The organism is Burkholderia sp. 22PA0099 (genome assembly GCF_047497165.1).
Lineage (GTDB): Bacteria > Pseudomonadota > Gammaproteobacteria > Burkholderiales > Burkholderiaceae > Burkholderia.
Map to the genome: position 1 here is coordinate 3,309,584 of NZ_CP163164.1, position 14,045 is coordinate 3,323,628.

General features: G+C 65.5%; 15 protein-coding genes. 12 read left to right on the forward strand and 3 right to left on the reverse strand.

Features of this window, described 5'->3' with window-relative positions; translation table 11 throughout:
• Together AB4851_RS14475 and AB4851_RS14480 are read left to right on the forward strand one after the other, a co-directional pair.
• Complete coding sequence (locus AB4851_RS14475) at nucleotides 1–621, forward strand: DUF2894 domain-containing protein (protein ID WP_414447785.1); 621 nt, start codon at nucleotides 1–3, stop codon at nucleotides 619–621.
• A 91-nt stretch (nucleotides 622–712) separates the two neighbouring features.
• A complete protein-coding gene (locus AB4851_RS14480; protein ID WP_414447786.1) occupies nucleotides 713–1,618 on the forward strand; it encodes a LysR family transcriptional regulator in 906 nt (301 codons plus the stop codon).
• Here AB4851_RS14480 and AB4851_RS14485 read toward each other — a convergent pair.
• The gene (locus tag AB4851_RS14485; RefSeq protein WP_414447787.1) at nucleotides 1,609–2,259 is read right to left on the reverse strand and encodes a cupin domain-containing protein; all 651 of its coding nucleotides are present in this window, start codon (nucleotides 2,257–2,259) and stop codon (nucleotides 1,609–1,611) included. The genes AB4851_RS14480 and AB4851_RS14485 overlap by 10 nt on opposite strands.
• A 247-nt stretch (nucleotides 2,260–2,506) precedes the next feature.
• Between AB4851_RS14485 and AB4851_RS14490 the strand changes: the two genes are divergently transcribed.
• The gene (locus tag AB4851_RS14490; RefSeq protein ID WP_414447788.1) at nucleotides 2,507–3,415 is read left to right on the forward strand and encodes a DMT family transporter; all 909 of its coding nucleotides are present in this window, start codon (nucleotides 2,507–2,509) and stop codon (nucleotides 3,413–3,415) included.
• A gap of 54 nt (nucleotides 3,416–3,469) precedes the next feature.
• Here the strand turns inward: AB4851_RS14490 and AB4851_RS14495 are convergent, their stop codons facing one another.
• Nucleotides 3,470–5,539 carry a spermidine synthase gene (locus AB4851_RS14495; RefSeq protein ID WP_414447789.1) on the reverse strand — a complete coding sequence of 690 codons (2,070 nt, stop codon included), beginning with the start codon at nucleotides 5,537–5,539 and terminating at the stop codon, nucleotides 3,470–3,472.
• 622 nt (nucleotides 5,540–6,161) lie between these two features.
• Here AB4851_RS14495 and AB4851_RS14500 point away from each other — a divergent pair.
• The 8 genes from AB4851_RS14500 (at nucleotide 6,162) to AB4851_RS14535 (ending at nucleotide 13,005) form a co-directional block, all read left to right on the forward strand.
• Complete coding sequence (locus AB4851_RS14500) at nucleotides 6,162–6,755, forward strand: cytochrome b/b6 domain-containing protein (RefSeq protein ID WP_414447790.1); 594 nt, start codon at nucleotides 6,162–6,164, stop codon at nucleotides 6,753–6,755.
• A complete protein-coding gene (locus AB4851_RS14505) occupies nucleotides 6,755–7,540 on the forward strand; it encodes a molybdopterin-dependent oxidoreductase (protein WP_414447791.1) in 786 nt (261 codons plus the stop codon). The genes AB4851_RS14500 and AB4851_RS14505 overlap by 1 nt, the downstream gene beginning before the upstream one ends.
• A 46-nt stretch (nucleotides 7,541–7,586) precedes the next feature.
• Nucleotides 7,587–8,204 (forward strand): hypothetical protein, encoded by a 618-nt coding sequence (locus tag AB4851_RS14510; protein ID WP_414447792.1) that lies wholly within the window; start codon nucleotides 7,587–7,589, stop codon nucleotides 8,202–8,204.
• A gap of 76 nt (nucleotides 8,205–8,280) precedes the next feature.
• Nucleotides 8,281–8,799: a nuclear transport factor 2 family protein gene (locus AB4851_RS14515; protein WP_414447793.1), complete on the forward strand. Its 519-nt coding sequence runs from the start codon at nucleotides 8,281–8,283 to the stop codon at nucleotides 8,797–8,799.
• 86 nt (nucleotides 8,800–8,885) lie between these two features.
• Nucleotides 8,886–9,053: a hypothetical protein gene (locus AB4851_RS14520; RefSeq protein ID WP_414447794.1), complete on the forward strand. Its 168-nt coding sequence runs from the start codon at nucleotides 8,886–8,888 to the stop codon at nucleotides 9,051–9,053.
• Nucleotides 9,054–9,238: 185 nt separating this feature from the next.
• A complete protein-coding gene (gene hpnJ / locus AB4851_RS14525) occupies nucleotides 9,239–10,660 on the forward strand; it encodes a hopanoid biosynthesis associated radical SAM protein HpnJ (protein ID WP_414449198.1) in 1,422 nt (473 codons plus the stop codon).
• A gap of 79 nt (nucleotides 10,661–10,739) precedes the next feature.
• A complete protein-coding gene (hpnI, locus tag AB4851_RS14530) occupies nucleotides 10,740–11,987 on the forward strand; it encodes a bacteriohopanetetrol glucosamine biosynthesis glycosyltransferase HpnI (protein ID WP_414447795.1) in 1,248 nt (415 codons plus the stop codon).
• A gap of 37 nt (nucleotides 11,988–12,024) precedes the next feature.
• Nucleotides 12,025–13,005, forward strand: a complete 981-nt coding sequence (locus AB4851_RS14535; RefSeq protein WP_414447796.1) for a lysylphosphatidylglycerol synthase domain-containing protein — start codon at nucleotides 12,025–12,027, stop codon at nucleotides 13,003–13,005.
• A gap of 24 nt (nucleotides 13,006–13,029) precedes the next feature.
• Here the strand turns inward: AB4851_RS14535 and AB4851_RS14540 are convergent, their stop codons facing one another.
• Complete coding sequence (locus tag AB4851_RS14540; protein WP_414447797.1) at nucleotides 13,030–13,377, reverse strand: hypothetical protein; 348 nt, start codon at nucleotides 13,375–13,377, stop codon at nucleotides 13,030–13,032.
• A 79-nt stretch (nucleotides 13,378–13,456) separates the two neighbouring features.
• Between AB4851_RS14540 and AB4851_RS14545 the strand changes: the two genes are divergently transcribed.
• Nucleotides 13,457–13,960 (forward strand): N-acetyltransferase family protein, encoded by a 504-nt coding sequence (locus AB4851_RS14545; RefSeq protein ID WP_414447798.1) that lies wholly within the window; start codon nucleotides 13,457–13,459, stop codon nucleotides 13,958–13,960.
• Nucleotides 13,961–14,045: the final 85 nt, after the last annotated feature.

Here is a 14,045-nt window from a genome sequence, read left to right on the forward strand (position 1 = left end):
ATGCGCCACGCTTCCGACGACCTGCCGCAAGACGCCGCCCGCGCCCGCCTCGACGCCTGGCGAGCCGATGGTTGCGACCGCATCGATCCGCTGCGCTTCGGCCTGATCGATGCGCTGCATCGCCGCGCCAACGCGCACAGCGGTGCAGCGCGGCGCGTGATCGACACACGCCTGCACGCGCTGCTGGAAGACTACGCGGCACGCATCGAACAGGTACGCGGCGCGGCGCCGAACCAAGCGCCCGCCGCCCCGCTGCCCAGCCCGTTCGCCGCGCTCAGTCTCGACAAGGTCCGCACGGCCCGCAGCGCGCCGCCCGCCGCCGTGCTCGATTATTTCCGCGAGCTCTGGTCGAAACTGAGCGCCGACCGCCAGGTGCAGGTCTCGCTCGACAGCGTGCCGAAGAACGCCGGCCCGCTCAATTCGAGCAGCCTCGTGCACCGCGCGCTGCTGCAGATGCGCGACATCTCGCCGGACTACCTGCGCCACTTCCTCGGCTACGCGGAAACGCTGTCCTGGCTCGACGATCTGCAACGCGGCGATCCGGCCACGACCGCCGCCAAGGAAGCGCCGCGCGCCGCCGCGGCGAAGAAGCCGAAACGCGGCACGCGCACCGCGCGCTGAAGCCGGCCCGGCCTCGAGCGCCGGCTACGGCGCAACGCGGCAAATCCGTGCCACACTGGCGGCCGCGTTCGCCACTCTCCCCGCCCTCGCCATGCCCGACCTGCGCAACCTGACCTTCGAGCACCTGCTCAACTACATCGCCGTGGTGGAAACCGGTTCGTTCACGCGGGCGGCCGAGCGGCGCGGCATCGGCAAGACCTCCGTCAGCGAGAGCATCCAGCGCCTCGAACAGCAGTTGCAAGCCAGCCTGATCGTGCGCACCACCCGGCGCGTGAGCGTGACCGAAGCCGGCGAGGCGTTCTTCGAAACGTGCCGGGAAATCGTGCGGCTCGCCGACGAGGCCGTGTCGATCGCCAGCCCGTCGCCGGACGACCTGAGCGGCACGCTGCGGGTGGCGTCGTCCGTCGAATACAGCGCGATCGTGCTCGCACCGGTGCTGGCCCGGCTGCGGCAGGCGCACCCCAGGCTGCGCGTCGCCATGGTGTCGGCCGACCGCTTGATCGACCTGATCGAGGAAGGCGTGGACGTGGCGATTCGCTTGGGGGAACTGAACGATTCGAGCCATCGCGCGGTGGCCATCGGCCATTACACGAAGTGGCTCGTCGCCAGCCCCGGGTTCGTCGCGAGCCATGCGCTCCCCGACGACCTGCGCGACGCCGCCGAACTGCCGTTCGTCGCGCTGTCGGTGCTGCATCATCCCGCGCGCTTCACGATGCACCGCCACGGCAGCGCCACCGACACCTGCGAGATCGCGTTCTCCGCCGGCCTGCAGGCCGATACCGCCTACGCGTGTCGCTCGGCCGTGAGCGAAGGCGCGGGCCTCGCCGTGCTGCCCGATTTTTCGGTGCGAGCCGACCTGGCCGCTGGCCGGCTCGTGCGCCTGTATCCGGAATGGGCCACCGTGCGCTCGGCGATCCACGCGCTGCTGCCGCCCGGCAAGCACACCGCGCCGAAGGTCCGCGCGCTGATCGACTTGCTCAAGGCCGATCAGGCCTGATTCGCCGGGCCTGCTCGATCTTTCGTATCGGGCAGATGCCCGTGGCGCAGCAGGATCACGGCGGGCTCGTCGGCGAATGGCGCGTGCTCCGCACCCGGATGCAGGCGCAGCCAGGTGCCGGCCGGATGATGTCGCTCGCCGTCGCGCAGCACCCCGCTCAACACGAACATTTCCTCCCCGCTCGGATGCGCATGCGCGCGGGTGCGCGCCTGCGGCTGCCATGCCACCAGGCTGACATGATGACGGCCGCCCGCGAGCGGCGCGATGCGCATGTGCGGGTTGATGCCGCCGTGCCAGACCCGCCCCGCCGATGGTTGCAGCAAGGGTTGGCACAACGTATTGCATGCCTGACGATAGAGCAGCACACGCGCGCCGCCCTCGCCCGCGCGCACCACCGTGCCGTGGCAACGCGTCAGGAAATCGCCCGTGGCGAGATGCTGGCCGCCGGCCATCACTTCGCCCTGCAAAACAAAAAGATCGTGGCGCAGCCCGGCATCGAGCGTATGCGTCGCGCCGGGGCCGAGATCGAGCACGCCGCTCCAGCACGGCGCGTCGGCGTCGCTCAGAGGCGTGATCGCGAACGGCGCCTGCGGCGCGGCCGAGAGGTCGATCCAGGCGTGTTCGATCAGTGAAATGGACATGGGTGTCGCTCCCTGCGGTGCATCGGTTCGAGGCATCGGCAACCGGACGGTTGCCTGCCGAGGCCAGTGTGCGCAATCGCGGCGCGGGCAGGAAGCCGGCCGGGCCGCGCAACAGAATCCGGGCGAACCGTACAATCTCGCGCGCATTGTCCGGCCCGGACGGATTCTGTTTCGGCGCGGGCTCCGTTTATCGCGAGCGGCCTGACCCGGACAATCAATCCCGTCCATTCGATCCAGGAGCCTGCTCATGACGCCGTCCGCTGCCTTGCCCGCCCAACGCAAACCGGTTTCGTCGGCCCGGGCCACCGGCGCCGTCGCGTTCACGATCCTGTCGTGGGCTTCGGCCTTCGCGTTCATCCGGATCGGGCTGCACGGCCTCGCGCCGATGCAGCTTGCCGCCGCGCGCTTCGCCACGGCCGCCGTGCTCGTCATCGTGTGGCTCTGCTACCGGCGCCCGACCCGGCCGTCGCTGCGCGACGCCGGATGGTTTCTTGTGTCCGGCTTTCTCGGCATCGCCAGTTACAACGCACTGCTGAACACCGCCGAGTTGACCGTCGCGCCTGGCGCGGCCGCGTTCATCATGAGCACCTCGCCGATCTTCACGGCGATTCTCGCCACGCTGTTCCTGCGCGAGAAATTCAACCGCTGGGGCTGGATCGGCTCGCTGTTCAGCTTCGCCGGCATCGGCGTGATCGCCTGGGGGCAGCCGGGCGGCCTCGTGCCGGGCAGCGGCGCGACGCTGATCCTGCTGGCCGCGCTGGCATCGGCCGGCTACTTCGTGTTGCAGCGGCGCCTGATTCCCGTCTACGGCGCACTGCCGAGCACCGCCTACACGCTGCTGGCCGGTGCGCTGCTGCTGTCGCCGTGGCTGCCCGGCGCGATCGGCTCGCTCGCCGCGCCGGCTGCGTCGCCGGGCACGCTGGGCGCGGTGCTGGTGCTGGGGGTGTTTCCGGCGGCGCTCGGGTATGCGAGCTGGACGGTGGGGCTGGGGTATTTCGGGGCGGCTCGGGCGTCGAGCTTTCTTTACCTGGTGCCGGCCGCGGCGACGGTGCTGTCGATGGGGATGACGGGGGAACGGCCGGGGGTGGCGACGTTGGTAGGGGGTGGGATGGCGATTTTGGGGGTGGCTTTCGTGGCTTGGCGGGGGCGGGGGTGAGGAGCCGGGCCATAACCCGGCAATCAAGACCTGGCGGACTGTTCCGAAAACGCGTCAGTCAGTCTTTCTCTTCAATACCGAATAGAGACTGCTGTAATCGTCCGTCCAGGGCTTGAATCCGTCCGGCAACTCGATCTGTTTCGCATTCCCCAGGAATTGATTCCGCGAGAAGTTATCCGCCCGATCTGAAACGAGCACCCAAACCGATTTCAATTCGCCCTTCCCGTCATCCGAGTCGCCCACTTCGGATTTCACGACCCTCGCTTCCTTTCCATAGAACGCCGCATTGAGCTTGACGATCGGAGCGAGGTCCAAATAATGGTTCGTCACATGCACGGCCAGCATGCCACCGGGCTTGAGGTTGTGAAAATAAATGCCGAATGCCTCGCGGGTCAGCAGGTGAACAGGAATCGCGTCGCCTGAAAAGGCATCGACCGCCAGCAGATCGAACTGCTGAGGGCGTTCCTGCGCCAACGTCTGACGCGCATCGCCTGATGCGATGGAAACATGCGCTGGGGAGTCCGAAAGAAAGCTGAATTCCGAACGTGCAATGCGAATGTCGAGCGGATTGATTTCATAGAATCGGTAATCGTCACCCGCACGACCGTAGGCCGCCAGCGTGCCGGCCCCCAGCCCAATCACGCCCACGTGTTGAGCTTGCGCTGTCCGGTTGGCGAGGATCGCCATGCCAACGCCGGAATGTTCGCCGTAATAGGTCGTCGGCCAGGCTCGGCGGTCGGCCGCCAAATACTGCTCGCCATGAACGATCAAACCGTTGGACAGCACGCGTTTGGCCTGCTCACCGGTGCCATGATCACTGACGGCCAGCGTTCCATAAAAATTCCGGACAGAAAGCCTGGTGCTTGCGAGTCTCAAAACCGTGCCGTAATACAGGCTCGCAATCAGGATGGCGACCACCACGGTCATGGTCGCCAGCCCCAACCAAGCCACCGGTCCAGCCGATTTATTCGGCCCTTTCGTCATGCCTCGATAGGTGACGATCAGCGCGAGGACAGCCATCGCGCCCATCCCCAGCGGCAGTTCGTGATCGCCATTGAAAAAACTCGGCGCAATGAATACCGCGAACACGCCCCCCATCGCGCCGCCAACCGACAGCGCAAGGTAGAACGACGTCAGATAGCGTGGATGCGGCTTTAGCCTGGCGAGTTCTCCGTGAGCAATCATGCAGCCGAAAAATAGCCCCGCGCTAAACAGGACGATTGGCAGGAACAGCGAGTCCCGAGATAGAAATCCGAGAAAACCCGCCGTCATTCCGACCAGTGCGAGAATCAGAAGAAAGACGCAGAGGCTTCGCCGATACCACATCCGCCCTTCAAAGCACAAGATGAAACTCAACAGGTAAAGCCCAAGCGGCAACACCCATAAAAGCGGAATGGGCGCCACGTTGCGAGTCAGATAGCTGGTGACCGCCATCAACAGCACCGAGGGGCATACGGCCATCAGGGTCCATATAACCAACATCCTGGCGCGAGGCCGCTCGACCGCATCATTCGCCGATGGCGTCGGCGCTTGTTGTTCCGTACGCGAAGCCCTGAGTGCCAGGGTTCCGCACACCAGCGTGAACACGACATAGGAGACGGACCACCCGATCGTTTGAAGATGCAGCGGCAACCACGGTTCGAAAACGATCGGATAACTGAGCAAGCCCAGCATCGATCCGACGTTGGAAAGTGCAAACAGGCGGTAAGGCACCACACGTACCTTCTCTCGGCCGAACCACGCCTGCACCAACGGCCCCGTTGTCGAAAGCATGAAATACGGCAAGCCGATACTCATGGTCAGCAGGCCGACTATGGTCAAGGCGGGATTGCCGTTCGCCGCCGTTATCCCGTGCATGATCGGCTTGATCGGCAGCAGCGCCAGGCTCACGGCAAGAAGCAGGACATGCACGAGCACTTGCCGCCTGGCGGTCAGGAAGCGGGTTGTCAGATGCGAATACAGATAACCCAAGACGAGCAGTACCTGAAAAAAAAGCAGGCAGGTACTCCATACGGCCGCCGATCCGCCAAAGCCGGGGAGGATGATTTTTCCGACCAGGGGTTCTACTTGAAATAATAGAAAGGCACTCAGCGTGATGGTGCAGGCGTACAGAAAGGTAATCATCTTCTAACGTATTTTTATCGAATCCGTTTCGCTTTCTACCGGAACCTTTCGAAAATTTCGATATTGTGAGCTACGTCGATCGTGCGGAATATCCGCCATTCTGCACAGAAACATTCATACGGTATACCGCGCGATGAATTGAACGTTGAATCCTCTGGAAGCGAGGCGGGCGGCGCGTGGGCGGGTGTGGTCTGACGGATTGTCAGGGAATGAAACGACAGGAAAATGACCTGCAGCGACCATTTCGAATAGAGCAGCCGAGCGCTCCGGGCCGGACGCAGCCCAAAAACCACCGCAAATAAAAAAAGACCCGGTCATCGACCGGGTCCAAGAGAGCTGCGCCGTTTCGATGGATGGCCGCCGTAGTCCAACTGGCCATCCCTCTCCGCTAACACGACTCCCACCGTTACAGTGCGTACATCGCGGTCGATTATGGGCTGCCGATGCTTAAGCCACACTTAAAAAGCGCCCGCGCCCCCACCGAACGCCCCACCCCACCCCGTATCGGACATTCGACCGATACCGCCAGACCGCCCCACACGCGATCCTGATGCCATCGACGGCACGTTGCCGCGCAAACATCGGCGGCCTCGCAGCATCGGGCGCCGATCGCGAGACTATCTTGAACATCACAACGATTCATCCCGGCTGGGTCCGCGCGTTCCACTGGATCAACGCCGTATCGGTCGTGCTCATGTGCATGAGCGGCTGGCAGGTGTACAACGCGTCGCCCCTCTTCAGCGCCATCCACTTCCCCGCCACCATCACGCTGGGCGGCTGGCTCGGCGGCGCGCTGCAATGGCATTTCGCGGTGATGTGGCTGCTGGTGGCCAACTTCGCGGCGTATCTGGTGCTGGGCACGTTGACCGGGCGGCTGCGCCGCATGCTGTTGCCGCTGAACCCGCGTGCGGTCGCCACCGACCTGCTGGCCGCCCTGCGCGGCAAGCTCGGCCACGCCGACCTGCGCCGCTACAACGCGGTGCAGAAGCTCGCCTATCTGCTCGTGATCGCCGATATCGTGCTCGTGATCCTGTCGGGCCTGACGATCTGGAAGCCGGTTCAGTTTCCGCTGCTGCGAACGCTGATGGGCGGCTACGACACGGCGCGCATTGTGCATTTCGTGGCGATGAGCGGGCTGGCGGCATTCTTCGTCATCCATATCGTCATGGTCGCGCTGGTGCCGCGCTCGCTGCTGACGATGATCCGGGGCCGCTGATGATCCGCACGAAAGGCACGACACCACCGGCGCCCGCGCTCGACGCGGACTCCATCGTCAAGGACGCACGCAACGAATTGACGTCCGAGTCGCGACGCCTGTTCGGCAAGCGAATCCTGAGCCTCGGCGGCCTCGCACTGCTGACGGGCTGCAACCCGACCGACGGCGCGTCGATCGAAGCGATGCTGCGCAAGGTGTCCACGCTCAACGACCGGGCGCAGGCGCTGCTGTTCGACCCGAGCAAGCTCGCGCCGACCTACCCCGATTCGATGATCACGCGGCCGTTCCCGTTCAACGCGTTCTACGACATCGATCAGGTGCCCGACGTGGATGCGGCCAGCTACCGGCTCGAACTGACGGGCCTGGTGAAAGGCCAGCGCAACTGGACGCTGCGCGAGCTGAACGCGCTGCCGCAACACAGCCAGGTCACGCGCCATATCTGCATCGAAGGCTGGAGCGCGATCGGCAAATGGGGCGGTGTGCGCTTCGCCGATTTCCTGCTGCTGGCCGGCGCGGACACCACGGCGAAATACGTGGCGCTGCACTGTGCCGACAACTACTGGACCAGCATCGACATGCCCACGGCGCTGCATCCGCAAACGCAGCTCACGCTGTCCTACGACGGCCAGGTACTGCCGCCCAAGTATGGATTCCCGATGAAATTGCGGATGCCGACCAAGCTCGGCTACAAGAACGCGAAACACATCGTCGGCATCACGATCACCAATGAATTTCCCGGCGGTTACTGGGAAAACCAGGGCTACAACTGGTTCGGCGGGTCCTGACACGCCCGCCGCCAGCCTTTTCAATCGCATTACCCTCGGAGTCCTTATGTCCTTTCGTCTCAAGCTGGCCACGTCCGTCATCGCCCTCACGCTGGCCGGCGGCGCATTCGCGCAAACCCCGGCTGCCAAGCCGCAACGGATTCGCGGCGACGTCGTCTCGCTCGCCGACAACACGCTGACCGTGCATCGCCGCAGCGGCGACACGGTCGTGCTCAAGATGAGCGACGCCTCGCATGTGAACGCCGTCAAGGCGATCCAGCTTTCCGACATCAAGCCGGGCTCCTACGTGGGCGCGGCCTCGGTGCCCGGCCCGGACGGCAAGCTCGTCGCCAAGGAAGTGCTGGTGTTCCCCGAAGCCGCGCGCGGCACGGGCGAGGGCCATTACGCGTGGGATCTCGGTGCGAACAGCTCGATGACCAACGCGAACGTGGATACCGTCGTGCAAGGCACCAGCGGGCGCGATCTGAAGCTGTCGTACAAGGGCGGCAACAACACCGTGACGGTGCCGGCCACCGCGCCGGTCGTGACGCTGATCCCCGCCACGCGCGCCGACCTGACCGCCGGCAAGAAGGTGTTCGTGGTGGCCACGCCGGCCAAGAGCGGCGACGGCTACGACGCGCAATTCGTGGTGGTCGAAAAGGATGGCGTCGCGCCGCCGATGTAATGGCCTTGGGCAACCGCACGCATTGTCATGCGGTTGCCATCTTCCCTACCTCGACACCGAACCAGAGGAACCCGCCTTGGCGCTTTCGCGGACCACGATCGAACAACGCCTCGCACTCATCGAGGACAAGCTCGCGATCTACGACCTGATCGCCGCTCATCCGTTGAGCGCCGACACGGGCTACGGCCCGTTCTTCTCGACGCTCTATACCGAGGACGCCGTGTTCGATCGCGGCACGGCCGCGCCGGGCGCAAGCGGCCGCGACAAGCTGATCGAACTGGTCGAGAGCGAGGCGCACGAAGCCGCGCTCTCGGGCGGCCTCGCGCATTTCGGCAACCTGCCGCGCATCGAACTGGACGGCGACACGGCCGTCGTCACGTCATATCTGATGCTGGTGCGCTTCAATCGCAGCGGCGCGGAAACCACGCTGCCGAACCACGGCCTGTCGCGCGGTCACGAAATTTTCCGCGTGCTGGTCAATCGCTGGGAAGCCGTGCGCACCGAAGCCGGATGGCGGATTCGATCACGCCAGTTGTTCCCGATGGACGGCACGCCGCCCGCGCGCAAGCTGCTCTATGAAACCGTGTCGCGCTGACGATTCGTCAGCGCTTCCAAGCTTCACTTAAGCCGCCTGTGTGCATAGTGGGTACCTGAATGAAAGGAATTTCACGAGAGGTACCCATGACCCTGCGCCTGTTGCTGTCCGCCTTTGCCATCTTGTTTGCGCTCGGCGCGAGTTCGCTGTTGACCGTCGCGCCCGGTGCGCCGCTGCATGCCACGCTCGCCTCGTCCGATTCGCCGGCCGCACCCTGGCTGCCCGCGCGTCGCGACGCCGGCGACACGCCTTGAGCGATACCAGCCTCACCCACTCACTGCCTTAAGCTTGCCTTCAGCTTCGGTTTCGTACGATCGCGAATACCCTGCGGCGCGCCCACGATGTTCCGATCCAGCGCCGCCAATGCAAGCGAATCGAAGGCATGTCACAGACTCCCTCCCCCCGCCGCACCGCCACGCTCCCGCCGCACGCCGGCATTCTGAAAACCCTGTTCCTGCAAGCGCCGTCGTATGACGGCTTCGACGGCGGCGCCGGCTCGCGTTATCAGGCCAAGCGCGAAATCCGCTCGTTCTGGTATCCGACCTGGCTCGCGCAACCCGCCGCGCTGGTGCCCGGCAGCCGCGTGCTCGATGCGCCGGCCGATGAACTGTCGGTGGAAGACACGCTGAAGATCGCCGTCGAATACGACCTGGTGATCATCCACACCAGCACGCCGTCGTTCCCCACCGACGCGACCTTCGCGCAGGACCTCAAGCAGCGCAAGCCGTCGGTGCTGGTCGGCATGGTCGGCGCCAAGGTGGCCGTCGATCCGCACAACTCGTTGACGGCCTCGGACGCGATCGATTTCGTCTGCCGCGAGGAGTTCGACTACACGTGCCGCGACGTGGCGGACCGCAAGCCGTTCAGCGAGATCCTCGGCCTCAGCTATCGCGCCGCCGACGGCTCGATCGAGCACAACGGCCCGCGCCCGATGATCGAGGAGATGGACGAGCTGCCGTTCGTCGCGCCCGTCTACAAGCGCGACCTGAAGATCGGCAACTATTTCATCGGATACCTGAATTACCCGTACGTCTCGATCTACACGGGCCGCGGCTGCCGCTCGAAATGCACGTTCTGCCTGTGGCCGCAAACGGTGGGCGGCCACCGCTACCGCGTGCGCTCGGTCGAGAACGTGCTGGCCGAGGTGAAGTGGATTCGCGACAACATGCCCGAAGTGAAAGAGATCATGTTCGACGACGATACGTTTACCGACTTCAAGCCGCGCGTGGAGGAAATCTCCCGCGGCCTCGGCAAGCTCGGCGTGACGTGGTCGTGCAACGCGAAGGCCAACGTGCCGTACGACACGCTGAAGGTCATGAAGGAAAACGGCCTGCGCCTGCTGCTGGTGGGCTACGAATCGGGCGACGACCAGATCCTGCTGAACATCAAGAAGGGCCTGCGCACCGACATCGCGCGCCGTTTCAACGAGGATTGCAAGAAGCTCGGCATCAAGATTCACGGCACGTTCATCCTGGGCCTGCCCGGCGAAACCAAGGACACGATCAAGAAGACGATCGAATACGCCAAGGAAATCAACCCGCACACCATTCAGGTGTCGCTGGCCGCGCCGTATCCGGGCACGAAGCTTTATGAGCAGGCCATCGAAAACGGCTGGATGGAAGAGAACAAGACCATCAACCTGGTCAGCAAGGCCGGCGTGCAACTGGCCGCGATCGGCTATCCGCACTTGTCGAAGGACGACATCTATCACGAGCTCGAACACTTCTACCGGGCGTTTTATTTCCGGCCGTCGAAGATCTGGGAGATCGTCCTGGAAATGTCAACAAGCTGGACTATGCTGAAGCGCCGCCTGCGCGAAGGCGTCGAGTTCTTCCGGTTTTTGCGCGCGCACGAGGCTTGAGCGGGCACGCGCCGCGTGCCCTGCACCAGCGCGCCGAACCCTTTACCTCTTCGTCCAACCCGCAACGTGCCTTGACGCCATGAATGTTCGTGCGATCGTGCTTCGACCGCTGTCGTTTCTCGCCGTGGGCGCGGCCATCGCGCTGGCCGCGATCCTCGCCTCGCACCGCCCCTATGCGCTGGAGGCCGGCTATCTGGTGTACGGCATCGCCGCTGTCTGCGCCGTGCTCGGCATCGCCTACACGCTGATCGCCGCGCACCTGATCGGCCGCTTCTTCGCGCGCCCGCTGGCTGACGCCGACCATTATCCCCCAGTGACATTGATGAAGCCGTTGCACGGCGACGAGTGGCAACTCGCCGAACATCTGGCCAGCTTCTTCGATCAGGACTACCCCGGCCCGATTCAGTACGTGTTCGGCGTGCACGACGCCGACGACATCGCGCTGCAGGCCGTGGCCACGGTGCGCGCGCGCTATCCCGACGCCCATGTCACCACCGTGGCCGACGCGCGGCTGCATGGCCCGAACCGCAAGGTGTCCAACCTCATCAACATGCTCGAACAGGCCGAGCACGACCTGCTCTGCTTCGCCGACAGCGACGTGCGCGTCGAGCGCGACTATCTGCGCACCATCGTCGGCGCGCTACAGGCCCCGGATGTCGGCCTCGTGACAAGCGCGTATCGCGGCATGGCCGCGCCGGGTTTCTGGCCGCGCGCCTCGGCGGCGTCCACCAACTACCTGTTCTTCCCCGGCGTGGCGACCGGCCTGGCCTCCCGGCTCGCGCGGCCCTGCTTCGGCCAGACCATCGCGCTGCGGCGCGCGACGCTGTCGACGATCGGCGGCCTGCATCGCTTCGCGCATCATCTGGCCGAGGATCACGCGATCGGCGAGGCGGTGCGCGAGATCGGCCTGACGGTGGCGGTGCCGCCCAGGCTGGTCGATCACGCCTGCACCGAAACCACGGCGGGCGTGTACCTCGCCCACGAATCGCGCTGGAGCCAGACGATCCGCGCGGCCGACCCGCTCGGCCATCTCGGCTCGGCGCTGATGCATCCGCTGCCGTTCGCGCTGATCGCCGTGCTCGCTTCCGGCGGTAACGGCAGCGCCTGGGCGCTGGCCGCCGCGGCCCTGCTGTCGCGTCTGCTGCTCAAGCTGCGCATGGATCGCGCGCTGCGCCAATCGTTCGCCGACTGGTTCTGCCTGCCGCTGTTCGATCTGCTGCAATTCGGCGTGTTCGTGACGAGCTTCGGCCTGTCCGACGTGGTGTGGCGCGGCCGGCGCTTCCGGGTCGATCCGGGCGGCCGGCTCTCGCCACGCCTCGACAAATGAGCGCAGCGCCGTTGCCGAACGATCGGGAGTCCGCAACATGAAGTGGCTCGGCGTGCTGACCGCCGCGCTCGGCCTCGCGCTCGCCGCCTGGCTGGTGGGTCGTGAGCATCCCGAAGCGATTCTCGCGCTGCTGCGCGACGCGGGCGCCGGGCTGCTGCTGGCCGCCGCCGTGCACATCCTGCCGATGATGGCCAACGCGGCCGACTGGCGGCTGCTGTTCCGGCGCGGCAGGCGGCCCCGCTTCGCGGCCATGCTCGAACTCGTCTGGTTGCGCGAATCGGTCAACGGCCTGTTGCCGGTGGCGCGGATCGGCGGCGAAATCGTCTCGTTCCGGTTCCTGCGGCGGCTCGGCGTGCAACCGTCGGCCGCCATCGCCAGCCTCGTGGCCGACATGCAACTGACGCTGATCAGCCAGCTCGTGTTCGCATTGCTGGCCTGCGCCTATCTGTTGATGGGCACCGGCTCGAACGCAGGGCGCGGCATCGGCCAGCTTGCGCTCGGGCTGGCGTTCGCGTTGCCGGTGCTGGTGCTGTTCGCAGCGCTCCAGCACGCGCGGCCGTTCCGGCGCATCGCCGGCCTGCTCAACCGCGTCACGGCCGGCGGCTTCGTCGACAAGCTCGGCGCGAGCGCGCGGATCGACCTGTCCGTCATGCTGATCTGGCGCGACACCGGCGTGGTGCTGCGCTATCTGCTGATCTGGCAGACGCTGCAATTCGCGGGCTTCTCGCTCGAAATCTGGATCGCGCTCAAGGCGCTCGGCGCGTCGGCCAGCTTTGCCGATGCGATGGCGATCGAGGCGCTGATCCAGTTCCTCAGCAGCATGGCGTTTCTCGTGCCGGCCGGCATCGGCGTGCAGGAAGGCGGCTTCGTCGTGATCGGCGGGTGGTTCGGGCTGGAGCCTTCGGTGTGTCTCGCGCTGGCCGGCGCGCGGCGCCTGCGCGACCTGCTGTTCTATCTGCCGGGGCTGGCCGCGTGGCAATGGGTGGAGTGGAAGGCGCGCGGCCGGCGCGGCGCGTGAGCGCAGGCGAAGCAGCCTGGCGCATTACAGCGATCTGCAGTCCAGACGATAGCGATGCAGCATCAGGTGCACGCGCACCAGCAGACGGCGCGGGCAATGCGCCGCCACCCGCACGCGCCGCTCGGCCTGCGACGTCGCGCACACATGCCCCGACGTCAGCGCGGCACGGAACGCCTGCGCCGCAAGACGATGCACGAGCCACATCGCCGCGCCGATATAAACCAGCGCCACGCAATGAAAACCGTCCGTCGTGAACGCGCGATCGGGCAGATGAAACACGCCGATCAGCAGCAGGACGACGAGTTGCGCCGACATCGCCGCCACCGCCGCCACCGCCGCGAGCATCGCATTGGCACGCCAGGCATCACGCATCGTTCAGGACTCCCTCGGTAACTCCCGCCTTTGCTTTACCATTGGGTCATTGCCTTTCCGCAGACAAGACCCGATTCCCATGCAGATCCGTCACGCGACTCCCGCCGACGCCGAAGCCATCGGCGCCGTGGCCCGGCAAACCTTCGCCCTCGCCTGCCCGCCGGACACGCCACGAGAAGTGATCGTGGCCTACATCGATGACAACTTCACGGCGGCGCGCTTCGAAGCCGTGGTGGCAAGCGACCAATACGAGGTGCGCGTGGTGGACGACGCCGGCGCCGTCGTCGGCTTCAGCGTGATCAATCGGAGTCCTGCCCACCTGGGCGTGCCGGCCGCCGACGATATCCCGGAGTTGAGCCGCTGCTACGTGCTGGCTGCCCACCACGGCACCGGCCTCGCGCAGCAATTGATGTCCGCCACGCTGGCCGCGGTGTCCGGCCCGATCCGGCTCACGGTCAGCGAGGAGAACGCCAAGGCGATCCGCTTCTACACGCGCAATGGTTTCGCCGAAGTCGGTGAAACCACGTTTCAATGCGGCGACGACGTGCAGCGCGATCTGGTGATGGTGCGCAGCGGGGCGTAACGGGCGGCCGGGCACGGCGGCTATTGGGTGCATCGGCTGCATCGCACCCGCCGCGCCATCGCATGGCAAACGATTCACGAACTGG